21 protein-coding genes are annotated in these 26,046 nt (G+C 66.6%); 12 read left to right on the top strand and 9 right to left on the bottom strand.

The genetic code is table 11. The features are described from left to right. Positions 1 to 107 precede the first annotated feature (107 nt). From mnmG to BVH73_RS08155, 5 genes are all read left to right on the top strand, one after another. Entirely contained in the window at positions 108 to 2,042 is a 1,935-nt protein-coding gene (mnmG, locus tag BVH73_RS08135; RefSeq protein ID WP_079417690.1) for a tRNA uridine-5-carboxymethylaminomethyl(34) synthesis enzyme MnmG, read from the top strand. Then, positions 2,039 to 2,707 carry a 16S rRNA (guanine(527)-N(7))-methyltransferase RsmG gene (gene rsmG / locus BVH73_RS08140; protein WP_079417692.1) on the top strand — a complete coding sequence of 223 codons (669 nt, stop codon included), beginning with the start codon at positions 2,039 to 2,041 and terminating at the stop codon, positions 2,705 to 2,707. The genes mnmG and rsmG overlap by 4 nt, the downstream gene beginning before the upstream one ends. Before the next feature lie 91 nt (positions 2,708 to 2,798). Continuing rightward, positions 2,799 to 3,572, top strand: a complete 774-nt coding sequence (locus tag BVH73_RS08145; RefSeq protein WP_079417694.1) for a ParA family protein — start codon at positions 2,799 to 2,801, stop codon at positions 3,570 to 3,572. 11 nt (positions 3,573 to 3,583) lie between these two features. After that, positions 3,584 to 4,156, top strand: a complete 573-nt coding sequence (locus tag BVH73_RS08150; protein WP_079420449.1) for an RBBP9/YdeN family alpha/beta hydrolase — start codon at positions 3,584 to 3,586, stop codon at positions 4,154 to 4,156. A gap of 25 nt (positions 4,157 to 4,181) precedes the next feature. After that, the gene (locus BVH73_RS08155; RefSeq protein WP_079417696.1) at positions 4,182 to 5,081 is read left to right on the top strand and encodes a ParB/RepB/Spo0J family partition protein; all 900 of its coding nucleotides are present in this window, start codon (positions 4,182 to 4,184) and stop codon (positions 5,079 to 5,081) included. 169 nt (positions 5,082 to 5,250) lie between these two features. On the opposite strand, the gene hemP is transcribed toward BVH73_RS08155, so the two are convergent. Both hemP and BVH73_RS08165 read right to left on the bottom strand, forming a co-directional pair. Continuing rightward, complete coding sequence (gene hemP / locus BVH73_RS08160; RefSeq protein ID WP_079417698.1) at positions 5,251 to 5,445, bottom strand: hemin uptake protein HemP; 195 nt, start codon at positions 5,443 to 5,445, stop codon at positions 5,251 to 5,253. A gap of 219 nt (positions 5,446 to 5,664) precedes the next feature. Next, positions 5,665 to 7,236 carry a sensor domain-containing diguanylate cyclase gene (locus BVH73_RS08165; RefSeq protein ID WP_079417700.1) on the bottom strand — a complete coding sequence of 524 codons (1,572 nt, stop codon included), beginning with the start codon at positions 7,234 to 7,236 and terminating at the stop codon, positions 5,665 to 5,667. Between the two features lie 300 nt (positions 7,237 to 7,536). Between BVH73_RS08165 and BVH73_RS08170 the strand changes: the two genes are divergently transcribed. Together BVH73_RS08170 and BVH73_RS08175 are read left to right on the top strand one after the other, a co-directional pair. After that, positions 7,537 to 13,842 carry a non-ribosomal peptide synthetase gene (locus BVH73_RS08170; RefSeq protein ID WP_245800294.1) on the top strand — a complete coding sequence of 2,102 codons (6,306 nt, stop codon included), beginning with the start codon at positions 7,537 to 7,539 and terminating at the stop codon, positions 13,840 to 13,842. Positions 13,843 to 13,855: 13 nt separating this feature from the next. Next, entirely contained in the window at positions 13,856 to 14,698 is an 843-nt protein-coding gene (locus BVH73_RS08175) for a helical backbone metal receptor (RefSeq protein ID WP_079420453.1), read from the top strand. 29 nt (positions 14,699 to 14,727) lie between these two features. Here the strand turns inward: BVH73_RS08175 and BVH73_RS08180 are convergent, their stop codons facing one another. Continuing rightward, positions 14,728 to 15,207 carry a DUF6790 family protein gene (locus tag BVH73_RS08180; protein WP_079417702.1) on the bottom strand — a complete coding sequence of 160 codons (480 nt, stop codon included), beginning with the start codon at positions 15,205 to 15,207 and terminating at the stop codon, positions 14,728 to 14,730. A 37-nt stretch (positions 15,208 to 15,244) separates the two neighbouring features. Next, on the bottom strand, positions 15,245 to 15,904 hold the full coding sequence (locus BVH73_RS08185; protein ID WP_245800295.1) for a carboxymuconolactone decarboxylase family protein: 660 nt from the start codon (positions 15,902 to 15,904) through the stop codon (positions 15,245 to 15,247). Positions 15,905 to 15,943: 39 nt separating this feature from the next. Between BVH73_RS08185 and trxC the strand changes: the two genes are divergently transcribed. Next, complete coding sequence (gene trxC / locus BVH73_RS08190) at positions 15,944 to 16,360, top strand: thioredoxin TrxC (RefSeq protein WP_079417704.1); 417 nt, start codon at positions 15,944 to 15,946, stop codon at positions 16,358 to 16,360. A gap of 189 nt (positions 16,361 to 16,549) precedes the next feature. Here the strand turns inward: trxC and BVH73_RS08195 are convergent, their stop codons facing one another. Then, positions 16,550 to 17,203 carry a PhaM family polyhydroxyalkanoate granule multifunctional regulatory protein gene (locus BVH73_RS08195; protein ID WP_079417706.1) on the bottom strand — a complete coding sequence of 218 codons (654 nt, stop codon included), beginning with the start codon at positions 17,201 to 17,203 and terminating at the stop codon, positions 16,550 to 16,552. A 114-nt stretch (positions 17,204 to 17,317) separates the two neighbouring features. Between BVH73_RS08195 and BVH73_RS08200 the strand changes: the two genes are divergently transcribed. Further along, the gene (locus BVH73_RS08200) at positions 17,318 to 18,580 is read left to right on the top strand and encodes a DUF3108 domain-containing protein (protein ID WP_079417709.1); all 1,263 of its coding nucleotides are present in this window, start codon (positions 17,318 to 17,320) and stop codon (positions 18,578 to 18,580) included. Between the two features lie 47 nt (positions 18,581 to 18,627). Here BVH73_RS08200 and BVH73_RS08205 read toward each other — a convergent pair whose 3' ends face one another. Continuing rightward, positions 18,628 to 20,235, bottom strand: coding sequence for an L-lactate permease (locus BVH73_RS08205; RefSeq protein WP_079417711.1), 1,608 nt, complete (start codon positions 20,233 to 20,235; stop codon positions 18,628 to 18,630). A gap of 373 nt (positions 20,236 to 20,608) precedes the next feature. Here BVH73_RS08205 and BVH73_RS08210 point away from each other — a divergent pair, with 373 nt between their 5' ends. After that, positions 20,609 to 20,890: a BTH_I0359 family protein gene (locus tag BVH73_RS08210; RefSeq protein WP_079417713.1), complete on the top strand. Its 282-nt coding sequence runs from the start codon at positions 20,609 to 20,611 to the stop codon at positions 20,888 to 20,890. A 21-nt stretch (positions 20,891 to 20,911) separates the two neighbouring features. Here BVH73_RS08210 and BVH73_RS08215 read toward each other — a convergent pair whose 3' ends face one another. Then, complete coding sequence (locus BVH73_RS08215) at positions 20,912 to 22,204, bottom strand: MFS transporter (RefSeq protein ID WP_079417715.1); 1,293 nt, start codon at positions 22,202 to 22,204, stop codon at positions 20,912 to 20,914. A gap of 177 nt (positions 22,205 to 22,381) precedes the next feature. Between BVH73_RS08215 and BVH73_RS08220 the strand changes: the two genes are divergently transcribed. Beyond that, entirely contained in the window at positions 22,382 to 22,732 is a 351-nt protein-coding gene (locus BVH73_RS08220; RefSeq protein ID WP_079417717.1) for an ArsR/SmtB family transcription factor, read from the top strand. Between the two features lie 57 nt (positions 22,733 to 22,789). Here BVH73_RS08220 and BVH73_RS08225 read toward each other — a convergent pair whose 3' ends face one another. Continuing rightward, on the bottom strand, positions 22,790 to 23,359 hold the full coding sequence (locus tag BVH73_RS08225; RefSeq protein ID WP_079417719.1) for an SRPBCC family protein: 570 nt from the start codon (positions 23,357 to 23,359) through the stop codon (positions 22,790 to 22,792). Positions 23,360 to 23,593: 234 nt separating this feature from the next. Between BVH73_RS08225 and BVH73_RS08230 the strand changes: the two genes are divergently transcribed. Beyond that, positions 23,594 to 24,604: a D-2-hydroxyacid dehydrogenase family protein gene (locus BVH73_RS08230; protein WP_079417721.1), complete on the top strand. Its 1,011-nt coding sequence runs from the start codon at positions 23,594 to 23,596 to the stop codon at positions 24,602 to 24,604. 15 nt (positions 24,605 to 24,619) lie between these two features. Here BVH73_RS08230 and mnmE read toward each other — a convergent pair whose 3' ends face one another. Further along, positions 24,620 to 26,038 (bottom strand): tRNA uridine-5-carboxymethylaminomethyl(34) synthesis GTPase MnmE, encoded by a 1,419-nt coding sequence (gene mnmE / locus BVH73_RS08235; protein ID WP_079417723.1) that lies wholly within the window; start codon positions 26,036 to 26,038, stop codon positions 24,620 to 24,622. Positions 26,039 to 26,046: the final 8 nt, after the last annotated feature.

Consider the following 26,046-nt stretch of genomic DNA (forward strand, 5'->3'; position numbering starts at 1 on the left):
TGCGCAACAATGCCAGCGGGGACGGGATGTTTCACGTGAAACAAAGCCCCTCAAACCCACCGCACAGGGTTAACCCGCATAAAATAGATTGGTTGAGGAGGCACACAGTGGATTATCCGCGTAACTTTGATGTCGTCGTCATCGGCGGCGGGCACGCTGGCACCGAGGCGGCGCTGGCCGCCGCGCGCATGGGTTGCGCAACGCTGCTGCTGACCCACAATATCGAAACTCTGGGGCAGATGTCCTGCAATCCTTCCATCGGCGGCATCGGCAAGGGCCACTTGGTCAAGGAGGTGGACGCGCTGGGCGGGGCGATGGCCGAAGCCACCGATGAGGCTGGCATCCAGTTTCGCATTCTCAACGCCAGCAAAGGGCCTGCGGTGCGCGCCACACGGGCGCAAGCCGACCGTCAGCTCTACAAACGCGCCATTCGGGGAAGGCTGGAGGATCAGCCCAATCTCTGGCTGTTCCAGCAGGCGGCCGACGATCTGCTCGTGGAGTCGACCGGCCATGGCGACCGGGTCACGGCCGTGGTCACGCAGACGGGGATCCGCTTTCGCACCCGCACGGTGGTGCTGACCGCCGGGACATTTCTGGACGGCAAGATCCATATCGGCCTCGACCACTACGCCGCCGGCCGTGCGGGTGATCCTCCGGCGCAGCGCCTGTCCGCTCGCCTCAAGGCCCTCGCCCTGCCTCAGGGCCGCCTCAAGACTGGCACGCCGGCCCGGATCGACGGACGCACCATCGACTTCTCCAAGCTGGTCGAGCAACCGGGCGATCTCAACCCCATGCCCGTGTTCAGTTTTCTCGGCTCGGCCGATCAGCATCCGCCGCAAGTGGCGTGCTGGATCACCCACACCACACCGCAGACGCACGACATCATTCGCGCCGGGCTGGATCGCAGCCCGATGTTCACCGGGGTGATCGAAGGTGTAGGCCCGCGGTATTGCCCCAGTATCGAGGACAAGATTCACCGCTTCGCCGACAAAACATCGCATCAGATTTTTCTAGAGCCGGAAGGCCTGCAGACCAACGAGTTCTATCCCAACGGCATCTCCACCAGCCTGCCCTTCGATGTGCAGATTGCCATGGTGCACTCGATTCCGGGGCTGGAGCATGCCCACCTGCTGCGCCCCGGCTACGCCATCGAGTATGACTATTTCAACCCCATGGCGCTGAAGACCTCGCTGGAGACCAAGGCCATCGATGGCCTGTTTTTCGCGGGGCAAATCAACGGCACCACCGGCTACGAGGAGGCTGCGGCCCAGGGCTTGCTGGCGGGCATCAACGCGGCGTTGCAGGTTCAGGGTCGTGAGGCCTGGTGCCCACGGCGCGATCAGGCCTATCTGGGCGTGCTGGTCGATGACTTGGTGACCAAGGGCGTCAGCGAGCCTTACCGCATGTTCACCAGCCGGGCCGAGTACCGCCTCAGCCTGCGCGAGGACAACGCCGATCTGCGCCTGACCGAGATCGGTCGCGAACTGGGCGTGGTGAGCGACGCCCGCTGGGACGCCTTCTGCCGCAAGCGCGATGCCATCGAGCGCGAGATTCAGCGCCTGCGATCCACCTGGGTCACCCCGCAAAGCCTGCCGCCCGACCAGGCGCAGGCGCTGCTGGGCAAGACCATCGAGCGCGAATACAACCTCGCCGACCTGCTGCGCCGGCCCGAGTTGCGGTACGACGCGTTGGCGGCCTTCCCCCATCCCGCGTTTGCGCCGGATGCGCCCCTGGGCGAAACCGAACGCGAACAGGTCGAGATTCACATCAAGTATGCCGGTTATATCGAGCGGCAGCAGGATGAAGTGGATCGGGCCGCGCAACAGGAATCGCTGCGCCTGCCCGCCGATCTCGATTACCGCGAGGTCTCCGGCCTGTCGATCGAAGTGCAGCAGAAGCTCAATCAGGCGCGCCCAGAAACTTTGGGACTGGCTTCGCGGCTCTCGGGCATGACGCCCGCCGCGGTGTCCTTGCTCCTGATTCATTTGCGCAAGGGGGTGCTCAAGCAGGCCCTGAAGCTGGAGAAGGATGCCGTCGCGTGAGCACCGCCAGCACGCAGACCGCAGCCGACTTCTCGCTCGAACGCTTCCTCCATCAGACCCTGGACGCGCTCGGTCTGACACTCGACGAGCACCAACAACGCCAGTTGCTCGATTTCACCGCACTGCTTCAACGCTGGAACAGCGTCTTCAATCTCACGGCGGTTCGCGATGTCGAAGGCATGGCGCGCCTGCATCTGGCGGACTGCCTGGCCGCCCTGCCCGCCCTTCAGCGCCTTGCCCCCCGGCGCCTGCTCGACGTCGGCTCGGGCGGCGGCCTCCCGGGCATCGTGTTCGCCATCGGGCTGCCCGATACCGACATTCATCTGGTCGATACCGTCCAGAAGAAGTGCGCTTTTTTGCAGCAGACGAGCGGCAGCCTGAGGCTCAAGCAGGTCCAGGTCCATCATGCGCGGGTTGAGGCCCTCACCGATCCGGCCGGTTTCGACTGCATCACCAGCCGCGCCTTCAGCGATCTGCCCCTTCTGGTGAACAGCACGTCGAGCCTGCTCGCACCTGGCGGGCAGTGGTGCGCGATGAAGGGCCGCCCGCCCGCCGACGAAATTGCCGCCTTGGGCGACGCCGTGCTTTCGCGCATCGAACCCCTGCAGGTACCCGGACTGGAAGCACAGCGTTGCCTGGTCTGGCTGCGGCGAGCAACGCGCTGAGTTCCACCGGGCTACGGCACAATACAGGCAGAGAGGCTCACACCTCCTCAACCCTGTTTCACGTGAAACGTCCGTTTTCTGGAGAGTCGGCTTGACGCAGATTTTTTGCATTGCGAATCAGAAGGGTGGCGTTGGTAAAACCACCACCAGTGTCAACCTGGCCGCCGCTCTCGCTCGCATCGGCCAGCGCGTCCTCCTGGTCGACATGGACCCCCAAGGCAATGCCACCATGGGCTCCGGCGTGGACAAACACACGCTCGAAGCCTCGATCTACGAAGTGCTGATCGGCCAGACCGAGCTTGCGCAGGCCCGGCAGCGCGGCACCAAGGCGGGCTATGACGTGATCGGGGCCAACCGCGAGTTGGCCGGTGCCGAGGTCGAACTCGTCGATCTTCCTCAACGCGAGCGCCGACTCAAGTCAGCGCTCGCCACCGTCGAAGCCGACTACGACTTCATCCTCATCGACAGCCCGCCCGCCCTTGGGCTGCTGACGCTCAATGGACTGTGCGCCGCACACGGCGTCATCGTGCCCATGCAATGCGAGTATTTCGCACTCGAAGGGCTGTCCGACCTGGTCAACACCATCAAACAGGTGCACGCCAATCTCAACCGCGATCTGCGCATCATCGGTCTGCTACGGGTCATGTTCGATCCCCGCATCACCCTGCAGCAGCAGGTCAGCGAGCAGATCAAGGGCCATTTCGGCGACAAGGTATTCAACACCGTCATTCCGCGCAATGTCCGGCTCGCGGAGGCCCCCAGCTACGGGCTGCCCGGGGTGGTGTTCGATCCCAGCAGCCGGGGCGCCAAAGCCTTCATCGAATTTGCCCAGGAAATGGTGGACCGCCTTGCGGTCGCCGCATGACACAGCCAACCATGATCCCACCGCGCATTCTGCTGCTGCCAGGCTGGCTCGGCTCCGGCGACAAACACTGGCAACGGCGCTGGGCGGCGCTTTACGGCGATACCGTGGTCGAGCAGGCCGACTGGGACTTACCTCGCCGCGGCGACTGGGTTGCCCGCCTGGAAGACGTGATACTGGCGCAGACCGGGCCCGTCGCCCTCGTGGGACATAGCCTGGGCTGCCACCTGATCGACGCCTGGGCCAGCAGCTCGCGGCATGCCGACCGGGTCGCATGCGCCCTGCTCGTCGCGCCGCCCGATCTGCATGGCTCGCAGCTCCCCGCAGTCCTGCACCCGTGGCGCCGCCCCCTCGCGCAGCCACCGTTCCCCTTCCCCGCCACGGTCGCCGCCAGCACCGATGATCCCTACTGCCGGTATGGCGCCGCAAAGCGCCTGGCCGAACGCTGGGGCGCGTCCTGCGTCGACCTCGGCGCCTGCGGCCACGTCAACACCGACTCGGGTCTGGGCGACTGGCCGCACGGCCGCAGCCTTCTCGACGACCTGCTCCGGCGCGGGCAGCGCCCAGGCGGCTCTCTCTCCCATTGATCCGGCTTCAACACGCCTCACGCACATGGCAACCAAAAAACCCAAAGGACTAGGCCGCGGCCTCGACGTTCTGCTCGGCCCCTCCGTCGAGCTGACGGACACCGATGCCGCCGCCCTGCGCGAGCTGCGCCTGGACGATCTCGTGCCCGGCCGCTACCAGCCTCGCTCGCAAATGGATGAGGGCGCCCTCTATGAGCTGGCGCAGAGCATCAAGACGCAAGGCGTGATGCAGCCCGTGCTGGTGCGCTCCCTGCCCGACGGCCGTTTTGAAATCATCGCCGGGGAACGCCGCACCCGCGCCGCCCGCCTCGCTGGGCTCGACACCGTCCCCGCGCTGGTCAAGGAAGCCGACGACCGGTCCACCCTGTCCATGGCGCTGATCGAAAATCTTCAGCGCGAGGATCTCAATCCGCTGGAAGAAGCCCGCGGCATCGCCCGCCTGATCGATGAATTCGGCCACACCCATGAACAGGCCGGGCAGGCGGTCGGCCGCTCGCGCACCGCCACCAGCAACCTCCTGCGCCTGCTGCAACTAGCCGATGCGGTGCAGACCATGCTGCTGGCCGGCGACCTCGACATGGGACACGCCCGGGCCCTGCTGTCGCTGGACAAGGCGCAGCAGGTTCAGGCGGCGCAGCAGATCCTGGCCAAGCGACTGAGCGTGCGCGAGGCCGAAAAACTGGTTGCGCGAACCCACCAGGGCGAACAAGCCGCCCGCCCCGTCAAGGCCGCCGCAGCCGCCAAAGACCGCGACTGGAAACGGCTGGAAGAGGAACTGTCCGAGCACTTCACCGCGCCGGTTGAAATCCGCGCCAAAGCGGTTCGCAAAGGACACCAAAGCGGTGAAGTCGCCATCCGGTTCAGCACCCTGGACGAACTCGACGGGCTGCTCGCCCTGCTGCGCGGCCATCCTGCGGATGCCTAGAGCGCCGCACCCTTCGCCCCCTTAGGCCTGCTGGCGCCCTGCCGCGCCCGAGCCAGCGCTGGGGCCTCCCAAAAATCGCATGGCTGGCATCTGTGCCGGAGGACTGGTCCACACAAGGGCTGGCGAGCAAAGCTGCGAGAAATCATGGGCGGACCCGGCGGCCCACGGCCTACTTGGTCAAAATCAGCTTGTCCTGGCGGGTCAGGCGCAGTTGGTAGACCTGTCCCTGATGACGGATCTGCACCACCGCGCCCTGCCGAAACAACTCGCGCGAATGCAGCGTCAGCCCGGGGTGCGTCATCGACTCGGGAACCGCACCCGTCATCGCCGAAAGCGGCGCCGCCTTACCTGGCGTGGGATTCATTTGGACCACTCCATCACGACCCAGGTCAGCAGCAGCGCCGCCAACAGACTGAGTCCAAGTTCTGCAAATCCCATCGCCATTCTCCAGGGCTAGCGCCCCGGCAGGCTGGGGCCTCGGCACGGCCCCTACTTGGCCGCGTGACGACCATCTTATTGCGAATAATTCCTATTCGCTTAATTGCCCTCGAAGGCGTAGGGATTAGCGCCTGTCAACGCCCGATCAGGCGCAGTGCATCTCAGTCCGGTTGCGCCCGCCCAGCTTGGCGCGGTACATGGCCTGATCGGCCATCGACAGCACCTCATCAATGTTCCGCGCCGGCCCATCACATCCCGCGAGACCCAGACTCAGACTCAGGCGCACCACACCGGCCGAGGTCTGGAAGGGATGGGCCGCCACGAACTCCCGGATGCGCTCGGCCACTTCCAGAGCCTGCGCCGCACGCGCATGCGCAAGCAAAAGGCAGAACTCCTCGCCCCCCATGCGCGCCATCACATCGCCTTCGCGCAACAGCGACAGCACCACCTGCGCGAACTCCACCAGCACCTCATCGCCCACCGGATGACCATACCGGTCATTGATCAGCTTGAAATGATCGAGGTCGATCAGCACGACGCAAGGTCCTGGCGCTCCAGGCGGCGCGGCGCGCATGGCCTGCTCGCTCATCGCAAAAAAGCCGCGCCGGCTCTGCAGACCCGTAAGCGGGTCAGTGAACGCCAAGACACGCAACTGATGTTCCAGACGCTTCTGCGCCGAAATCTCCACCATGCCCGAGACGATGCAGTCCTCCCCGGCAAACCGCAGCAGACGCATCGAAAACAGCACATCGATGACCTGGCCCGACACCGTCTTCAGTCGAACCTCCTCCTGGCGCACGGCCCCCTCGGTCCGCAGGCGCGCGAGCAGCCGCGCACGCAGCGTAGGGTCCTCGTAAAAATCGGTGCTGAAAACCTCGCCCTGCTTCCTGCCCTGCGGATCGATCAGGTTCTTCGCCGCCGCGTTGAAGCGCAGGACCTTGGCATCCGCCACCCGAACCAGCACCAGCGGCATGGGCGTGGCATCGAACAGCCGCGCGAGATTCTCCTCACTCTGCTCGGCCTGCTGCCGCGCGTCCTGCGCCGCCTGCGCCTCGAACTCAAGCCGACGCCGGTCCAGCCAGGCCGTGCGCAGACCCCGACTGAGAGAGACCGCAATCTGCCACCCCGCCACGTTCGCGAACCCGAACAGCACCAACGCGATATTCACGTATTTGGTGTCGAACCGCAGCGAACTCCAGACAACCACGGCGAACAGAGCCGTAAAAATGCCACCAATCCACATCGCCTCACGGCGCAGCACAGGCACATAGGCATAGCCCGCGAAAATCAGCGCCAGCGCCGTGATGGAGTGATAGTCCGCACCGCCCCCATACGCCAGCACCACCAGCAGGAACAGCACCATGATGCTGAGCTCGAAACCCAGCAGCGCCGCCCCCACCCGACGGATCGGCGGCGCCGGGCGCGCACTCCCCATGCGCGCGAGCCAGAGGCCCCAGCCCAGAATCATGAACCGCGCGGCCAACAGACTCCAGTACACCGCAGTGGCCCCGAGGACGGAAAGGTCGGTGAACGTCGCAGAAAGAAAAGCCACTGAGCCGTAGAGCCCGATCTGCCGTACCCGCGGCCCGAACACGCCCCATTCCGCGCGGATGAAAGCCTCGTCCTGCTCGCGGTCGATGAAAAGGCCATTGCGGCCGATGCGCCAAGATGTCTCGGGAAGGCCAGATTGGGCCGCGGCGTTTGGGGCAACAGACATGAAAAGTCGCGAGAACTTCCCCGCAAAGTAAGGGAAACAGCATGCCATCGTAGCCCGATGGAAAACCCGTCTTGAACCCCATGAGGCCGAAAGGAGGAATAGTTCACAGATCCGGTCAGTGTTCGGGCCAAGACGCAGCAAATGCAAGCCAAAATAGACGCCCGCAAGGAGAATCTTCCTGCATCGCTGCGCAACATCACTCGCCGAATGTCCAACGCTCTTCCGGTTCCTGTGCCTGACTGTTCTGCTTCGCAGAACGGTGCCGACATGCGTTGGCCCTTGAGTGAAGTTCAGAACCACATGCTGCTGAGGCAGGAACTGTTCGGCAGCGCCATTTACAACATCGGTGTTTCTGTCACCCTAGATGGCCCTTTGGATCAGGCCCTGCTGGAGCAGGCCATTTGCGACATCGTCGTCGCAGAGCCGATGCTGCGCGCACGCGTGTTGCAGACACCAGAGGGCCCTTGCTGGCACTTCGACGCGTTCACGACATGGCGCTTGGCTTACACCGACCTCTTTGCGCAGTTCGGATCCTCGTCGCGCGCCATTCAGGAAGCCGAGCATGCCGTCGCCAAGATAAAAAGCGCACCGATCCAGCCCTATGGCACCGGGCTCTGGAAGAGCGTCCTCTTTCGAATTGACGCGCAGCAACACGTCTGGTTGATGTGCTTCAACCACCTACTCCTCGATGGCTATGGGGAGATGCTGCTCGGACAGCGTATCGCCCAGCGCTATAACGCCCTGCTCTCCTCGACCACGCAAACCCAGGAACCCGGCCCCCTCTTTCTGCGCTTTATCGAAAGAGAGCAAGCCTACTTGCGCTCGCCCCGCTTCGCTTCAGACCAAGCGTTCTGGCGAGAGCGCTTTCCTGACAGCGGCGCTGCAAAGGCCCTCTCGCCACCTCACCTTGAGGCCCTTCCCACGCCAATTCAACACCGGTGGACCCCACCCCCTGCGCAATGGGAAGCCTTCCTGCAGGCGGCAGCCTCCTACGGCTTGACGCCCGCTTTGGCCGTTCTCTTTTTCCTCGCAACCTATCTGGCGAGGGTCACCGGCCAGATCGACCTGCTTATTGGCATGCCGCTGCACAACCGAAAGGATCCGGTCGATAAACAGACCCTCGGCCTCTTTGCCAACACCCTGCCACTGCGATTGACGGCAACCGGTGACCAAAACCTGCCGTCGATCATGCGTGCTCTGGCAGACGATGCCCGTCAGGTCTGGCGCCACCTGCAATTCCCGCTCGACCGCGCGCTCGCCGGTCTACCGGCGAAACATGCGGTCTCAGGCATGCCCTTCGACTTGATGGTCTCCTTCGAGCCCTTTCATCCCCACGTGGCCCTGGGTTCGGCCCGTATGACGTTCTCCCCGTTCAGCGGTCACCCGGGACTCGCGCCCGTTGCCGCCTATGTGCGTGACTATGGCGATTCGCAGAGTGTGCCCATCGACCTGGTCCTTGATCCGCGCGCGCCCGCCGCGATGACGCACACCGAGCACCTCAGCGATCGACTCGATCGACATCTGTCCAACCTGCTCGCGCGCCCGGAGCAGCGTCTGTGCGATCTCGACGTCCTGCCAGATCGCGAAAGGGCGGCGTTGGCCGCACTCAACCTGACAGCGCAACCCCGCGCCGGCACCCAGTGCCTTCACCATCTCGTCTCAGAGCAAGCGCGGCGCACGCCCGATGCGATCGCCGTCCGATTCGGCACAACCCGACTGAGCTACCACGCGTTGGAGCAGGCCGCTGATCGCCTGGCGCTCAACTTGCGCCGCCTCGGCGTAGGACGCGACGTCAACGTACCCGTGATGATGGAGCGCTGTCCGGCGCTCGTCGTGGCGCTGCTCGCCGTGCTCAAGGCCGGCGGCGCCTATGTGCCGCTCGATACCGATATTCCCACCGAGCGCCTGCGCCGCATTTTGCAGGACACCGATGCACGCCTCGTGCTCGCGCAGGAAAGTCTGCATCCCGTCCTCCGCGAAGCCTCGCCCGCAGACCGTACCCCCTTGCAGCTTTTGGACGCCGACCTTGCGGCCACGAGTGCCGACCTTGGCGACACGCCTTCGGCCGACTGCAGCTCCGACGACCCGGCCCTGGTGATCTTCACCTCGGGCTCCACCGGCCAGCCCAAGGGCGTGGTCATTCCGCACCGCGCCCTGTGCAACCACAAACTGTGGAATGTGCGCGCCGTGCGGTTCGGCCCCCAAGACCGACTGCTGCAGAAATCGTCGCTGAGCTTTGACGCCTCGATCTCCGAAATCTTCATGCCACTGATCTGCGGTGCTGCCGTTTACCTGGCCCCACCCGGCCTGCAGCGCGACCTTCCTGCGATGCTGCAAACCGTGCGCCATCAGGGCATCACCCATCTCACCCTGGCCCCCTCGACCGCGCGCGCCTTGGTGGACGATCCCTTGCTGCCCTCGTGTACCCGTCTGCGCTACCTCCAGTTCGGGGGAGAGCCGCTGGACGCTGCGCTGGCCGCACGCTTCCAGGCCCTGCTGCCCAACGCCCGGCTGCTGAACTTCTACGGCCCGAGTGAAACCACCGAAGACAGCACCCTCTACGTCGTCGACGGCCTGATCACCCAGGCGCGCGGCAACCTGCCCGTGGGGCGACCCATCGACAACACCCGCGTCTATGTCCTCGACGAACAACTGCGCCCGCAACCCTTTGATGTCGTCGGGGAGATCTGCATCGCTGGCTTGGGCGTAGCCCTGGGCTATCTCGGCCAGCCCGAGCGCACCGCCGAGCGCTTTTTGCCCGACCCCTTCGAGCCGGGCGATCGGATGTACCGCAGCGGCGACCTCGGCTACTGGTCAGCCGACGGACAACTGCACCTCGTCGGCCGCAACGACGATCAGATCAAGATCCGCGGCTTTCGCATCGAAATTGGAGAGATCGAGCGCAGCCTGTCTGCGCATCCCGCAGTTGCCCAGGCCGCCGTTGCCGTCTGGATGGCGCAGGCGAACGACCCGCAACTTGCCGCCTACGTCGTGCTGCGCGAAGCGCATGCCGACACCCCGCTGACCGAGCTGCGACAGGCCCTGGAAGCCAGCCTGCCGCACTACATGGTGCCCAGCGCCTGGCAGGCCCTGCCCGCCCTGCCCCTGACCGCCAGCGGCAAGATCGACAAGCGTCGACTGCCCACGCCGCAAGTGAAAGCGTCCTCGGCCGTCGCCCGCCTGCCGCCCAGAAACCCGACCGAGCAAACATTGTGGTCCATCTGGCATGACGTCCTCGGCATTGAGGCCTTCGGGGTGCTCGACTCCTTTTTTGAGCTGGGTGGCCATTCGCTCTCCCTGACCCAGGTCCGTTCGCGCATCCTGCAGCAACTCGGCATCGAGCTGCCCCTGATCGATCTGTTCAGCCATCTGACCGTGGCCCAGCTGGCGGCGCACATCGACCAGAAGGATCCCGTCGATCACGCCGACGTCATTCCCGCCGTGCCGCGAGGCGCACCGCTGCCAGCCTCGCTGTCCCAACGCCGCATGTGGGTCATCCAGCAGTTCCACCCGGAATCGGTTGCGTACAACGTCAGCGGGTCGTTGCGGTTCCGGGGGCCGTTCCACATCGAGCTGTTCGCGCAGGCGCTGGCGCTACTGGTGGCGCGGCACGAAGGTCTGCGCACCTGCTTCACCCTGCAGGGCAACGAGCCGCGCCAAGTGATCCTCCCCGAACTGCGGCCCCGCTTCGACCTGCGCGATCTGAGCGGCCTGCCTGCCGAGGCTCGCGAATCTGCCGCGCGGCAGGCGGCGTCCACGTTCACGGCAGAACCCTTCGACCTTTCGGCGGCGCCGCTGTTTCGTCTTTGCCTCATGCGCATGAGCGACGACGAGCACATCATGCTCTGGGTCCTGCACCATGCCATCGCCGACAACTGGGCCATGGCCATACTCTCCCGCGACGTGCTCCAGCTCTACGCGGGTCTGCTACAGGGGCGGACCGACCCTGCCGACATGGGCCTGGCGCCGCTGAGCATCCAATATGCAGACTACGCCGCCTGGCAGCGCAGCGCACCCGCCGCCGCCCGCGAAAACTCTCTCGAAGATTGGCTGGGCCGTCTGCGAGGCCTGAGCGATCTCCCCTTGCCCACCGACTTTCCACGACCAGCGCAGCCCAGCCACATGGGTCATGCGTTGTTTGCGCCGATGTCCGAGTCGTTGCAGCAGGCGCTGCGCGACTACGGTGCCAGGCATGGCGTCACCCCCTTCATGCTGCTGCTGGCCAGCTTCAATGTGCTGCTGGCCCGCATCTGCCGCTGTTCTGACATTGCGGTGGGCACGCCCATAGCCAACCGTCACCATGCCGCGACCGAGCAGCTCGTGGGCACGCTGGTCAACACCCTGGTGATGCGCAACACGGTCGAGATGCAAGCCTCCTTCGACCAGCTCGTGCAACAGGTGCGCGCCACCGCCCTGCACGCCTACGCCCACCAGGACGCGCCGTTTGACGAGCTGGTCGAGCGCCTCGAGGCCCAGCGCGCCGATCACCCGCAGGGCCTGGTGCGGGTGCTGTTCAACGTGCTCAACGCGCCCACGGGCAAGCTCGCCGATGTGCCCTTCACCTACGAGGCCTTCGACTTCGACCGGGTCGCCGCGCAGTTCGACCTGTCCATTCACGTCGACACCGAGTTCACCCGGCGCATCCACCTTGAATACGCCACCGATCTGTTCAGCGCCGAGACCGCCCAGCGTCTGCTCGACAGCTACGTCTTCCTCACCGAACAGCTTCTGGCGCAACCCGCACGGCCGGTCTCCAGCCACGCGCTGGTCACGCCCGCGCAGCGCGCCCTGCTCGACCAGTGGAACGCCACGCCGCAGCCGCTGCCCGCCCCGCTGACCCTGCCGGCCGCCCTGCAGCTCGACGCGCCCGACCGGCGTGACCGCCCGGCCCTCACCGACGCGCAGGGCCACACGCTGCGCTACGGCGATCTCCACACCCGCGCCCTCGGCATCGCCCATCACCTGCGCCGCATGGGCGTGGGCCGCGGTGATCGCGTCGGCCTCTGCCTGCATCGCCAGCCGGACATGATGGCCGCCCTGCTGGGCGTGCTGCACGCCGGGGCCGCCTATGTGCCGCTCGACCCCGGCTTTCCGCCCGAGCGCTTGCGCTATATGGCCACCGACGCGCAACTGCGCTGCCTGCTCACCCAGGCCGATCTCATGGCCCTGATGGCCGAGACCGGCGTGCCCCAGCTTGCGCTCGACCGCGCGCCGCTGGCGCATCTGCGCTGCGAAGACGCCCTCGCGCCCGACCCCGTCCGCGACGCCCGCCCCGACGATCCGGCCTACATGATCTACACCTCCGGCTCGACCGGACGGCCCAAGGGCGTGCAGGTGCCGCATCGCGCCGTGGTCAACTTCCTGCGCAGCATGGCGCGCGAACCCGGGCTGCGGCGCGAAGACGTCCTGCTGGCCGTCACCACGCTCTCCTTCGACATCGCCGTGCTCGAACTGCTGCTGCCGCTGACCGTGGGCGCCCGCGTGATCCTGGCCGACCTGGCCCAGTCGCGCGACCCCTTTGCGCTGCGTGAGCTGCTGCATGCCCGCCAGCCCACGGCGCTCCAGGCCGCGCCCTCGACCTGGCGCATGCTGCTCGACGCGGGCTGGCGCGGCCAGCGCGGGCTGCGCGCCCTCATCGGCGGCGAAGCCCTGCCCGCCGACTTGGCCCCGCGTCTGCTGCAGGCCTGCGACGAGGTCTGGAACCTCTACGGCCCGACCGAGACCACCGTCTGGTCGACCTGCTGGCGGGTGCAGCCCCGGCAGGCCATCGTGATCGGGCGGCCCATCGCCAACACCCAGGTCTGGATCCTCGACCCCCAAGGCCAGCTCTGCCCCATCGGCACGCCGGGCGAGATCCACATCGGTGGCGACGGTGTGACACTGGGCTATTTCCAGCGCCCCGAACTCACCGCCGAGCGCTTCATCGCCGACCCTTTCAGCACCGATCCGCACGCCCGCCTCTACAAGACCGGCGACCTCGGGCGCTGGCGGCACGACGGCCAGCTCGAACACCTCGGCCGTCTGGACCACCAGGTGAAAATTCGCGGCTTTCGCATCGAGCTCGGCGAAATCGAGGCCGTGCTGCGCGAGCAGGCCGGCGTCGCCAGCTGCGTGCTCACCACCTATGCCCCCACGCCGGACGATGTGCGTCTGGTGGCCTACATCGTGCCCCCGCCGGGCACCGCCGCGCCGCTTCCGGGCGACCTGCGTCAGACGCTGCGCCTGCGCCTGCCCGATTACATGGTGCCCCAGCACATCGTGCCGCTCGACGCCCTGCCCCTGCTGCCCAACGGCAAACTCGACCGCGCTGCCTTGCCCGCGCCGCGGGCCGATGCGCCCGCCCGCAAGGCCGGGGCGACGGGTTCGGAACAGCCCGGCACGCCCGAAGAGCACCAGATCGCCGAGATCTGGCACGAGCTGCTCGGCGTCGATCAGGTTCTGCTCACCGACAACTTCTTCGATCTCGGCGGCCATTCCCTGCTGGCCATGCGCGCGGTCATCGCCATCGAGCAGCAACTGGGCTGGCGCATCGCGCCGCGCCGTCTCATCTTCGAAAGCCTGGGGCAGATTGCCCGCCCGGCCCTCGGTCGCGGCGACGCCGCCTGATGCGGCCACCGCCATGACCGTGCGCGACGCCCTCGGCCAGCCCGTGGTTGCGGCGGGTCCGCAGGCGCGCATCGCCAGCCTGGTGCCCAGCTTGACGGAAACCCTGTTCGCCCTCGGCCTGCAAGCGCAGATCGTTGCCCGCACCGGCTTTTGCATCCACCCCCGCGCCGAAGTCGCTGGCGTGCCCAAGGTCGGCGGCACCAAGGACGTCCACCTCGACGCCCTGCGTGCCCTGCGGCCCAGCCATGTGCTCGTCAATGTGGACGAGAACACCCGGGACACCGTGGAGGCTCTGCGCCACTTCGTGCCCCGGATCATCGTCACCCACCCGCAGACGCCGCGCGACAACCTCGGCCTGTTCGATCTGCTCGGCGCCGCCTTCGCCCGCGTGCCCGGCGTGCCAGAGCGCGCCGCCACGCTGCGCGAGGCGATGCGGTCCGTGCTCGACAGCCTGCCCGCGCCCGCCGCCGCACCGCGCCGGGTGCTCTACCTCATCTGGCGCGATCCGTGGATGACCGTCGCGCGCGACACCTACATCAGCCGCAGCCTCGCCGCCGTGGGCTGGCACACCGTGCCCGAAGTACGCGGCGGCGACGGGCTGCACCAACCCGGCCACACCCGCTATCCGGCGTTCGACTGGTCTGCCGACTGGCTGGCCGGGGTGGACACGGTCCTGCTGTCGAGCGAGCCCTATCGCTTCGGCGCGGTCCATGCCGACGAAGTGCGCGGGCTCCTCGCCCGGCGCGGCCTGCATCCCGTGGTGCGCTGCATGCCCGGCGAATGGGCCAGTTGGTACGGCGTCCGCGCCGTGGACGGGCTGCGCCAGCTCGCCGCACTCGCACAGACGTCAGGCTGAAACCCGCCCGGCCGCGCGTCGGCCCGCGTTCAAAGCCGCGAACGTGCAAACACGCTGCGGTGCCGCTGCGCGCGGAACTGCCAGGCCAGCAGCGCGAAGCCCACCAGTGGCAGCAGCAGATCGCCGGGGCCGAACAGACCGGGCTGCCCCATCGCCCGACCCACCAGCGCGCCGACGATCCAGACCGTCGGCGCGATCAACGCCGCCAGCCGCATGCCCACGCCGCCCCAGGCGCCGACGATGCCCACCGCGGCCACGCCAACCGCCGCCAGACCGAGCTGAAACTGCACCGGATCGGGCGACTCGCCCGGCAGCAAGTGCTGCGCACTCACCCCCAGGAAACCCACGCCGACCACGCACAGCAGAAACCACCGCAGCAGCACCTGCGCCACCCGCAGATCGTGCGACGCGCGCGGGCTGGTGAGCAGGGCCAGTCCGGCCAGCATCAGGCCGATGACGATCAGGGTGAATGTCCGGTAGTGCACTGCAAGGTGCCAGAACTGCGTCATGCCTTCTCCTCGTCGTTGCGGTGTCTGCCGCCCGGCCTCAATGCGCGGGCTCCGAACCAGACCGGTCTTCGATGCCCACGTCGAGCGCCACCAGAAACCGCGACACCATGTTGTACGTCGCCACCACGCCCACCAGCTCCACCACCTGCTGTGCGGGCAGCAGGGCGCGAATGGCGGCGAAATGCGCTTCGCTGACCCGTACACGACGCGTCATCTCATAGGTCAGCGCGATCACCGCCCGCTCGCGGGTGGAGAACGCCAGCCGATTCTCCACCGCGGCGGGAATGTCGTGCAACAGGGCGAGCTGTTCGGCCTCGCCGCCGGCCGCCAGAAACAGCGGCGCGTGATGCATGAATTCATAGTCGGCGCCGTTGAGCCGCGCCACCACGCAGATCGCCAGCTCGCGCAGATCGGCATCGAGTTCGAGCTCGCCGCGCACCGCGCCCAGCAGGCCGTTCCAGCCGCGCGCAAAGGCGGGGCTGTGCAGCAGCATGCGATCGAGATTGAGCAGCTCGCCGCCGCGCCGCCGGCGTATGGCCGCCACCAGATCCTCGGGCTCGGCGTGGTGTTGGGGCAGATAGGCGATTCTTGGCATGATGAGCGGGACAAAGGTCTGACGATGACCGCAATGTACGCCGGACGGGCAAGGCTCCTGGGCCTGCGGCCCGCCCTTGAAAATCATCGCGCCGCGCCGCATGTTCGTGGCTCCTGCTTTCCTGATCTTTGATCGCCCGCCATGCTCGTCGTCTGCCCCCATTGCGCCACGCTCAACCGCGTCCCCGAAGAACGCCTGGGCGATTCCCCGGTCTGCGGTCAATGCGGCCAGGATCTGCTCCCGGCCTCGCCCGTCACCCTCACCGACGCCAGCTTCGATCGCTTCATCGCCAAGAGCGAGCTGCCCGTTCTGGTGGACTTCTGGGCCGAATGGTGCGGGCCCTGCAAGATGATGGCGCCGCCATTCGCCCAGGCCGCCGCGCAGCTCAAGGGCCGCGCGGTCCTGGCCAAGGTGGACACCGACGCCAATCCGCAGGTCTCGGTGCGCAACCGCATCCGCAGCATTCCCACCCTCGCGCTGTACCGGCACGGCCAGGAGGTGAAGCGCCAGTCCGGCGTCATGCCCGCGCAGGAACTGGTTCGCTGGGTCGGCGTTTAACCCAGATTGTCCAATAGGCGGCGCGTTGCGCCTACGCGGGCGCTGGCGGGTGTTTTGGGGCGTCTTTGGCCCCGTGCTTCGCGCCCATAGCTTGGGCTATGGGCTTGTCGCCCGCAGCCCAATCCATCCCCAATCCACCGCGCCATCATCCCGCGTCCTATTGAACAAGCTGGGTTCAATCGGCGCGGTTCAGCGTGCGGCCTTGCCGCGCTTTGTAGCCGACTTGGCCGTCGGCTTGGCCGCGGGCTTGGCGCGGGCGCCCGTCTTGCGCGCGCCAGCGGCGGCGCGGGGCTTGGCCGCCGCCTTTCGGGCCGCGGGTTGGCGGGCCGCGGGCTTGCCGGACGCGGCGGCCGTCGCGCTCTGCGCACGCACCGCCCCGCCCTCCTGCAGCGCCAGGTTCGCCAGTTCGGTGAACTGCTGGGTCATGGCGTTCCACCACTGCATCGGATCGAACAAGGGAGCGGCGCCCGCGGCCGACGCTTCCTTTTGCGCGGGAGCTTCGGGCTCTGCCGCAGGCTGTTCCGCAGCCGCGGCGGGCGCGGCCTGGGGCTCAGCCACCATGCCCTTGGCGAAGGCCTGCAGATCCACGTTCATGGTCTTGAGCGCCTGCACCGTCATGCGCTGCACCTCCAGCGCCTGAATCATGTTTTGCGTCATACGTGCGTGGGTTTCGAGCCAGCCCAGCACGGCCTTGAGATCGGTGATCTTCTGCTCCAGCTCTTCCACGTCTAGCGTCGGCGCCACCCAGTTGGCAAACTGCGAGGGCATGCCCGCGCCCTTGAGCAAGGTCTGGAAAAACTCCATGCCGGGCATGAAATCCTTGAACTCCGGTATCTGCGCCATGGTTCACTCCTCGTGGGTGTTGCGGTTCCAGGGCGCAGCATACGCGCGGCACATCGCCGCGAATACCCGTGCCAACTCGGCGCTCAACGACAGGCGCACGGCAGAATAAAGGGCATGTCAGCCCGCCACCAGCCCCCCAGGCTTCGCGCCAAACCGGCACGGGTCCGCCCTGGCTGGCTGACCATCGGCCTGCTCGGTCTGGGCGTGTTGTTCCTGCATCTGGTGGCACTGGCATGGCTGGGCGCGGCGTTTTCACCCTGGGCCAGAGGCCGACTGCCCGAGCCGATCTACACCCGGTTGCTCAAGCCCGCGCCCGTCATGGCCCATCCGTCGCAACGAACGGCGCCGCCCCGGCCCGCCCCCGCGCCCAAGCCGTCGCGGGTGGCGCCGCCGCCTCAGGCCGCCCCTGTGTCGGTGCCGAAGACCGAGACGCCATCGCCCCCACCTCCGCGCCAGACCCTGCTCGCGGACGCCGCGCAGGCCGTGCCCACCCCCGCACCCCAGACCCGCGCGCCGCCTCCGCCCGCGCCCGCACCCAGCGCAGCCGTGGCGTCAAGCCTCGGCGACGAGGCCTCGCCGGGCGCGCTGAGCCAGCCGGGCGCGGGCCTGTCGAGTCGCGCCCCCGGCAGCGTGGCCCCCCCTGTCGCGCCCCTTCTATCGGCCTCGCATCCCGCCTCGTATCCCCTCGGCAACGCGGCACCCGCGCCGCCTCGCGCCTGGCCGCCGTCCACACGGCTGAGCTACACCATCACGGGCTACTGGCGAGGCGCCCTGCACGGCAGCGGCGCGCTGGTGTGGACCGTCGACGGCGACCACTACGAAGCCACGCTCTCCGGCCATGCGCTGATCGGCTTTGCCTACCGCAGCATCGGCCGTATCGACGGCCATTGGCTCGCCCCCTCGCACTACACCGAGCGTCTGTTCACCCGCGAAAAGTCGGTGCGTTTCGACCGCGGCGACGACACCCTGCACTTCAGCGCCAGCCCCGACGTCGTGCCCCTGCCGCCCCATGTGCAGGACAGCGCCAGCCTGTTCCTGCAACTCGCCAGCCGCCTCACCCGCCATCCCGAAGCCTTCCACCCCGGAGCCACACTCACTTTTGACGTGGCACGGCCCAGCGGCATGACCCGCTGGACCTTCACCGTTGCCGGCATGGAGACCGTGGCCACCCCGGCGGGGCCTCTGTCGTGCTGGCACATCGTGCGGCACGCCGCCGACCCCAACCAACTCGGCGCGCAGATCTGGCTGTCGCCGCAAATGCAGAATCTGCCGGTGCAGATCCGACTGCAACATTCCGCCGACAGCTATCTGCTCTTCACCCTCGATCACGCCGAACAGCAAGCCCCGCCCCAAAGTCCAGCCTCGGCAGCCCCATGAAAAACGCCGCGCGGCGCGCGGCGTTCACAGCGTTGAGCCAAGCGCGCTCAATGCGGCGGCAGAACCGGAATCATCCAGCTCAGCACATGCTGCTGCAAATACACCAGGATGCCCAGCAGGAAAGTGAGGAACACGCTGTGCTTGAAGGTGCGGGCGAACACCACGCCTTCCTTGCCCTTGAGCGCGGTGGTCGACACGCCGGTGGCGATGTTCTGCGGCGAAATCATCTTGCCCATCACCCCGCCGGACGAATTGGTCGCCGCCATCAGCACCGGATCGAAACCCAGCTGCCGCGCCGCCACCACCTGCAGATTGCCGAACAGGGCATTGCCCGAAGTGTCGCTGCCCGAAAGGAACACCGCCACCCAGCCCAGGAAGGCCGACACCAGCGGGAACAGCGCGCCCACCCCCGCCACGCCCAGACCCAGCGTGTAGCTCATGCCGGAATAGTTCAGCAACAAAGCCAGTCCGACGATCATGCACACCGTGAGCACGGCAATGCGCACCTGCACCCAGGCGTCGCGCATCGCGGCGAAGAACTGCCCCACCGGCAGCCGCACCATCACCGCCGTGATCACGGCCGACAGCAGAATCGCCGTGCCCGTGCCCAGAGGCTGGAAATCCCACAGGGCGGCGTAGGGCTTGTTGTAGAGCGTGATGAACACCTGCTTGTCCAGACCGGGCCACAACACCTTGACTTCGCCGACGGTAAAGACCTTGGCGTAAACCCAGAAGATCACCACCACGGTGATGACCACCCAAGGCAGCCAGCCGCCATAGCCCACGCGCGGCACCCCGGGCGCACGCGCCGGCCGGTCGATGGCAAACGCCGGATCATGGGCCGGCGACCAGACCTTGAGGAACGCCACCGTCAGAATCAGCGAGAACATCGAGGCGAGCACATCGGTGAGCTGGTAGCTGATGAAGTTCGACGACACGAACTGCGCCAGCGCGAAGCTCCCGCCCGCCACGAACAACGCGGGCCACAGCGCGCGAATCGAGCGCCAGCCGCCGTAGATCGCGATGACATAGAACGGCAGCAGGAAGGCAAAGAACGGCAACTGCCGCCCCACCATGGCCGCCAGCGGCTCCGCCGGCATGCTCGTCACCGCGCCCAACACCGTCAGCGGCACGCCCAGCGCGCCGAACGCCACCGGTGCGGTGTTGAAAATCAGGGTGAAAGTCAAAGCTTCCAGCGCGGGAAACCCCAGACCGATCAGCAGCGCGCTGGTGATCGCCACCGGCGTGCCAAATCCGGCGATGCCCTCGAGCAGACAGCCGAACGAGAACGCCACCACCAGCAACACCAGACGCCGGTCGTTCGGCAGATGCTCCAGCATCCACTGCCGGAACAGCTCGAACCGCCCCGACTTCACCGCCACGTTGTAGAGCACCAGCGCGCCATAGACGATCCACATCACCGGCAGCAGCGCAAACACCACGCCGAACGCCACGGCATTGAACGCCAGCCCCGCCGGCAATTGCCACACCGTGATGGCGATGACGAGTCCGGCGATCAGTCCCGCGGCCGAGGCCTGCCAGGCGGGCCGCCGCAAGACGCCCAGCATCAGCAGCACGACGGCGATTGGAATGGCGGCCACCAGGAACGACGGCAACAACGCGCCCCCGACCGGTGTCAGAAGTTGATGAAACATGCGAGTCTCCTGCCCTGGCCACCGTGCCTGGCGTCGGGCTTATCGAAAGGGAATGTTCTGCGGCCCCTGGCACGCCTGTGAACGATGGATCGGGGTCTCGCTGGCACGGCGCGGCAAGCCTATCGGCCACGCCCTGGGCGGGCAAGACAAACACGGCAATTTTTACGTCTTGTTTCCAACGCGGGCATTCAGTGCAAACAGAGCTGCGCTTTGCAGCACGAATCCCCTGAGCTGTTCCCGATTGACAACGGCAGGGGTCAACCCGCGCGAATCCGGTGCCGTTAAGCGAGATAAGCGGGGCTGGCGGAAATGTCTTCCGGCTTGATATTTGCTTAGGCAGCCCTATCTCCCCACCATCCAGCGGAGGAACACCATGCAAACCATGATCTATGACTCAGACGCTTTCTGTGTCCTGCAGCTCGACTGGTCGGGCGCACAGGCTGCGCAGGATGGCGCCGAAGCCGATCTGTCGCGCGGGGGTTACGAAATCGTCGACAAATTCGCCCGCAAGGAAATTTTTCTGGGCGGCCGCGCGGCCGAGGGTTTTCGCCACAGCGTGCAGCAACTCATCGCCCAGGAGCCCAGCAGCGAAGAGATCGACGATTTTCTCGACCGCTATTCGGCGCTATCACGTCAATCGCTGCAGGCCCACTGAGAGCCCGCGGGTCGGCTCCTCTCAGCTCGCCGCCGCAAGCGGAGTGGCATGCGTCTCGCGCGCCAGCAACACACACAGCACCGACACCGCAATCCAGGCCAGCAACACACCGTTGGCCGCCTGAAACGCCGCCCCGTCGTACAAACGCACGCCTCCGGACTGCTGGCCCTTCCAGAACAGATCGAGCACCCAGCCCAGCAAGGGCAGCTGCACCAGCGCCCCCACCATCACCCCGGTGTTGTGCACGCCCGACGCCGTGCCGGCAAGCCGCTGCGGCACCGACTCCTTGGCCCAGGCGAACCCCACCACCATGCCGCCAGACCCCACCGAACTCAGCAACAGCGCAAACAGCAACCAGGCCCAGGGCGCCTGAGGCCAGAGCACCAGCAGGGCAAAGCCTGCCAGCATCATCACGCCGCCCAGCAGATAGGGTGCCTTGCGTCGACGCCAACGGTCTGAAGCCCGGCCCCACCACACCCCGCCGACGGAAAACGCCACCAGCATCGACGCCACCACCCACGAGGCCTGGCCCGCGGGCAGGTGTCGCTGCTGCGTCAGAAACGGCATGCCCCAGAGCGTGGTGAACGTCAGGAAGGCACCACACACCCCGCCCGGCGCGATGAACAACAAGCCAGTATTGCGGTAACGCCAGACTTCGCCCAGACCACGGCCGACCTCCGCCAGCGTGGGCGCCTTGCGCGTGGGCAGGTATCCCTCGTAGCCCAATTCCTCCGGCCGGTTGCGGATGCGCAGCAATGCCAGCAGCGACAAGCCCAGACACAGCACCCCGACCGCGCCAAGCACCCAGCGCCAGCCGAAGCTGTGCGACAGCATCAACAAAGGCGCCTGCGCCAGCACCGCCCCGAGCGTGCCCAAGGCCAGCGACAAGCCCGACATGGTGCCGAACACCCGGGGCGCAAACCAGGCGGCCGAAAGTTCCAGTAAGGACACCCAGGCCACCCCATGCCCCAGGCCGATCAGGGCGCGCGCCACCGCCGCCGATTCGAAGCTGCCGGCCAGCGCGAACAACAGCGCACCGATCCCGGTGATGGCCTGGCCGACCACGATGAGGATCTTGGGACCAAAGCGATCGTTGGCGATCCCCGTCGGGATCTGTGAGGCGGCGTAGAAATAGAAATAGAACGACGCCAGATTGCCCAGTTGCGCGGCATTGAGATGAAAATCCCGCATCAAATCGACATTGAGCACGCCCGGCGTGACCCGCAGAAAGAACCCCACCATATAGGCCGCAGCGCCAATGCCCCAGAACAACAGGGCCAGGCGTACTGGGGGATGACGGAGAACGTGGCTCATGGAAGGCGTTGGGCAATGGCGAGAAAGCCTGTCAGCTTACTCAAACGGGCGCCGCGCCGCGCGAGGCCGGCCCCACCGGGCCAACGGACGAGCCTTATCCGGCGCGACCCAGGGTGAAAATTCTTTTTATTGTGTTGAATCAAAACCTTGGGAATTGATATTCATAGACTCCAAACTATGAATATCGTCCCTCAGTCCATTGCGACCGCGCCGAATCTCATCCTGCCGACGCCGCAGCACCGGCTGGCACGCCTGGAACGCATGGCCGGCGGGGATGTGGTGCGCATCCTCAAGGCGCTGGCGCACCGCGAGCGACTGGCCATTCTCTGTCTGCTGCTTGATGGCGAGCGCTGCGTGCGCGAGCTCGAACACGAAGTCGGCATGCGCCAAGCCGCCCTGTCACAGCAACTGGCCAAGCTGCGCGCCGAGAACATCGTCGAAGCCACCCGCCGCGGGCGCTTCGTGCATTACCACATCAAGAGCCAGCAGGTGCTCAACGTGGTTCGCGCGTTGTGCCCCGCCGAATAAGGCCGGGCCACGGGGTCGATCGGAAGTCTGGCGTGCCCGCCCGAACTCCGCGGCAACTCACCAAGTGCCGTGCAGGCCCCAGTACACGATGAACACCAGCACCAGGGTGGACACGGCCCACCCCCAGGGCGGCATCATGCCCCAAACGCGGTCGAGCACGCCGGCCCCGTCGTCCACCGGAAGCTGCCCGCGCATGACCTGATCGAAGCGCGAAAAAAACGTCTCCGTCAGACTCTGCGCCGTACTGTCGACCGTGCCCTTGCCCAGCTGCCCGATGGCGCCGCCCACCTCGGCCGTGGCCTGGTAGTTCATCTGCGTACCGCCGTCAGCCGTCGGTTGCAGGGCCACCAAGGCGCGCCCCAGGCCGAACCCAGCGCTTCCCGCGTTGCCTTCGAAGCGCAGCACATAGCTGTGCGGCGGGTTGGGATCTTCCAGGGTGAGCGTGCTGCTGAAGCGGGTCTTGAAGCCACCCACGGCCAGCACCTGCACGACCTCGAAATGGCCGGACCCGGTATCCGTGATCGATTCGCAGCCTGGAATGCAGGCCTTGAGCACCTCCGGGTTGTTGAGCGCCTCCCAGGTCTTCTGCGGGCTTGTCGGCAACAACCATTTCCCTTTGACATCCATTCCAGCCTCCATGTCGTCTGACCGTTGCCGCATCGATTTCAAACGGGGCGGCAGACAGGCATATATCAAGCGCTACTTATATTCTGTGGGCGATGGCAGATGCAAGCTGCAACGCAGCAAAATCGGGTAACTCCTAATCGGGGCATTACGGATCGTTACGGTCCGGCGACTCTCTGCAGCGCATTGGCGAGGGTCTACACTGATCGGCTCTGCGGCTTCTCCGGACCGACCACCATGCAGATCACCGTGCTCGACGACTATCAGGATGCCGTGCGCAAACTCGACTGCGCGCAGCAGCTCGATGGCCACGATCTCAAGATCTTCAACAACACCGTCAAAGGCGTGGGCCAGCTCAGCGTGCGCCTGCGCGACACGCAGGCGCTGGTCCTGATCCGCGAACGCTCGGTGCTGAACCGGCAATTGCTGGAGAAGTGTCCCAAACTGCAACTCATCGTCCAGACAGGGCGGATCGGCCCGCATGTGGACGTGCAGGCCTGCACCGAACTGGGTATAGCGGTGGCGGAGGGACAGACCGATCCGGGCGTCACCGCGGAATTGACCTGGGCGCTGGTGCTGGCCGCCATGCGTCGGCTGCCGCAATATGTCGCCAGTCTCAAGCATGGTGCATGGCAGCAGGCCGGGCTGAAATCACAGTCGATGCCGCCGAATTTCGGTCTGGGCCAGCGACTGGCCGGCAAGACGCTGGGCTTGTGGGGTTATGGCCGCATCGGCCAGCGCGTCGCCCGATACGGCCAGGCCTTCGACATGCAGGTGCAGGTCTGGGGCAGCGAGGCCTCGCGCGCGCTCGCGGAGACGCACGGGTTCAAGGCCGCAGGTTCTCGGGAGGATTTTTTCTCCAGCAGCGATGTGCTCAGCCTGCATCTGCGCCTGAACGACGCCACGCGTCATCTCATCACCCTGGCCGACCTGTCGCTGATGCAGCCCACGGCGCTGCTGGTCAACACCGCCCGCCCCGAACTCCTCGCGCCCGACGCCCTGGTGGCCGCGCTCAACCGCGGGCGACCGGGCCTGGCCGCGGTGGATGTGTTCGAGGCCGAGCCCATCCTGCAGGGCCATCCTTTGCTGCGACTCGAAAACGCCATCTGCACCCCCCACATCGGCTTTGTCGAGCAGGAGCACTATGAACAAATGTTCGCCCAGGCGTTCCAGACCATCCAGCAGTTCGCCGCGGGCGATTTGAGCGCCGTGCTCAACGCGCAAGAACTCATCCCGCGGCGGGCTTGATCCCGCGCGTCAACGCTACTTGCCGATACAGAAGCTCGAGAAGATCGCGCCGAGCAGATCGTCGGGGGTGTATTCCCCGGTGATGGTCATCAGCGCCTGATGCGCCAGTCTCAGCTCCTCGGCCAGAAGGTCGAGCGGCGCCTGAGCATCCAGCTCGATGAGACGCACGGCCGCATCGAGGTGCTGCCGCGTTTGCGCCAGCGCCTGCACATGCCGCTGCCGCGCGATGAACACCCCTTCACTGCCCTGCTGCGCTCCGGCCAACGTCAACAGCTTGTGGCGCAAGGTCTGCAGGCCCTCGCCGCTGGCGGCCGAGATCCAGACCGCCTCGCCCGCCTCCAGCCCCCAATCCGCCCAGACCCTGGGCAGTTGCAAGGCCAGTGCGTCCGCATCGACCCGGTCGCGCTTGTTGAACACATGCAGCACCGGTGCGCCCCGGGGCAGACCACGGGCGATGTCAGCCTCGGCCTGGGCGTAGCCGGGAGCATGCAGGCGGCTGAGATCGTGCAGGAACAGCACCACGTCGGCGTCGGCAATCGCGTGCCAGCTGCGCTCCACACCGATGCGCTCCACCACGTCGGCGCTATCGCGCAGTCCGGCGGTGTCGACGATGTGCAGCGGCACGCCCTCGATCTGGATGGTCTGGCTGACCTTGTCACGCGTGGTGCCGGCGATGGGCGTGACGATGGCCAGCTCGGCGCCCGCCAGGGCGTTGAGCAAAGAGCTCTTGCCCACGTTCGGCTGGCCCGCCAGAACCACCCGCAGCCCTTCGCGCAGCAGGGCGCCCTGCCGGGTCCTGGCCTGCACCTGTTGCAAGGCCCGCTCCAAAGTCTGCAAGCGCTGTTGCGCCTGGGCCTGCCGCAGAAAATCAATGTCTTCCTCGGGAAAATCGAGCGTGGCTTCGACCAGCAGTCTCAGTTCGACCAGCTCGGCGGCGAGCTGACCCACGGCGCGCGACAGCTCGCCGGCCAGCGCCCGGGTGGCGCTGCGGGCGGCCGCCTCGGTGCTGGCATCGATCAGATCGGCCACGCTCTCGGCCTGCGCCAGATCGAGCTTGCCATTGAGAAACGCGCGGCGGGTGAACTCGCCGGGCTGCGCCACCCGCAGGCGCGAAGACGCACCCAGTTCGAGCAGCCGGGCGAGCAGCAGCTGCAGCACCACCGGCCCGCCGTGGATCTGCAGCTCCAGCACATCCTCGCCGGTGTAGGAATGCGGCGCCGGGAAGTACAGCGCCAGCCCCTGATCGATCACCCCGCCCTGACCATCGCCGAACGGCAGATAGGTGGCATGGCGCGGCACCAGCGCCCGGCCGCTGATGGCCTGGGCCAGGGCCCCGAGCGATTTGCCCGAAGCCCGCACGATGCCCACGGCACCACGCCCGGGCGCCGTGGCAATCGCCACGATCGGATCGCCGTCCTGCGCCAGCAGATTCATGGCCTAGC

Origin of the sequence: Thiomonas intermedia, from assembly GCF_002028405.1 — a bacterium.
GTDB lineage: Bacteria > Pseudomonadota > Gammaproteobacteria > Burkholderiales > Burkholderiaceae_C > Thiomonas > Thiomonas intermedia.

Coding starts and splice junctions, on each gene's coding strand:
- BVH73_RS08155 (WP_079417696.1), top strand. CDS start 4,182: ATGGCAACCAAAAAACCCAAAGGACTAGGCCGCGGCCTCGACGTTCTG.
- BVH73_RS08205 (WP_079417711.1), bottom strand. CDS start 20,235: ATGTTTCATCAACTTCTGACACCGGTCGGGGGCGCGTTGTTGCCGTCG.
- BVH73_RS08215 (WP_079417715.1), bottom strand. CDS start 22,204: ATGAGCCACGTTCTCCGTCATCCCCCAGTACGCCTGGCCCTGTTGTTC.
- BVH73_RS08230 (WP_079417721.1), top strand. CDS start 23,594: ATGCAGATCACCGTGCTCGACGACTATCAGGATGCCGTGCGCAAACTC.
- BVH73_RS08150 (WP_079420449.1), top strand. CDS start 3,584: ATGATCCCACCGCGCATTCTGCTGCTGCCAGGCTGGCTCGGCTCCGGC.
- BVH73_RS08220 (WP_079417717.1), top strand. CDS start 22,382: ATGAATATCGTCCCTCAGTCCATTGCGACCGCGCCGAATCTCATCCTG.
- BVH73_RS08175 (WP_079420453.1), top strand. CDS start 13,856: ATGACCGTGCGCGACGCCCTCGGCCAGCCCGTGGTTGCGGCGGGTCCG.
- BVH73_RS08210 (WP_079417713.1), top strand. CDS start 20,609: ATGCAAACCATGATCTATGACTCAGACGCTTTCTGTGTCCTGCAGCTC.
- BVH73_RS08195 (WP_079417706.1), bottom strand. CDS start 17,203: ATGGCGCAGATACCGGAGTTCAAGGATTTCATGCCCGGCATGGAGTTT.
- BVH73_RS08165 (WP_079417700.1), bottom strand. CDS start 7,236: ATGTCTGTTGCCCCAAACGCCGCGGCCCAATCTGGCCTTCCCGAGACA.
- trxC (WP_079417704.1), top strand. CDS start 15,944: ATGCTCGTCGTCTGCCCCCATTGCGCCACGCTCAACCGCGTCCCCGAA.
- mnmE (WP_079417723.1), bottom strand. CDS start 26,038: ATGAATCTGCTGGCGCAGGACGGCGATCCGATCGTGGCGATTGCCACG.
- hemP (WP_079417698.1), bottom strand. CDS start 5,445: ATGAATCCCACGCCAGGTAAGGCGGCGCCGCTTTCGGCGATGACGGGT.
- BVH73_RS08180 (WP_079417702.1), bottom strand. CDS start 15,207: ATGACGCAGTTCTGGCACCTTGCAGTGCACTACCGGACATTCACCCTG.
- BVH73_RS08200 (WP_079417709.1), top strand. CDS start 17,318: ATGTCAGCCCGCCACCAGCCCCCCAGGCTTCGCGCCAAACCGGCACGG.
- BVH73_RS08225 (WP_079417719.1), bottom strand. CDS start 23,359: ATGGATGTCAAAGGGAAATGGTTGTTGCCGACAAGCCCGCAGAAGACC.
- BVH73_RS08185 (WP_245800295.1), bottom strand. CDS start 15,904: ATGCGGCGCGGCGCGATGATTTTCAAGGGCGGGCCGCAGGCCCAGGAG.
- BVH73_RS08170 (WP_245800294.1), top strand. CDS start 7,537: ATGCTGCTGAGGCAGGAACTGTTCGGCAGCGCCATTTACAACATCGGT.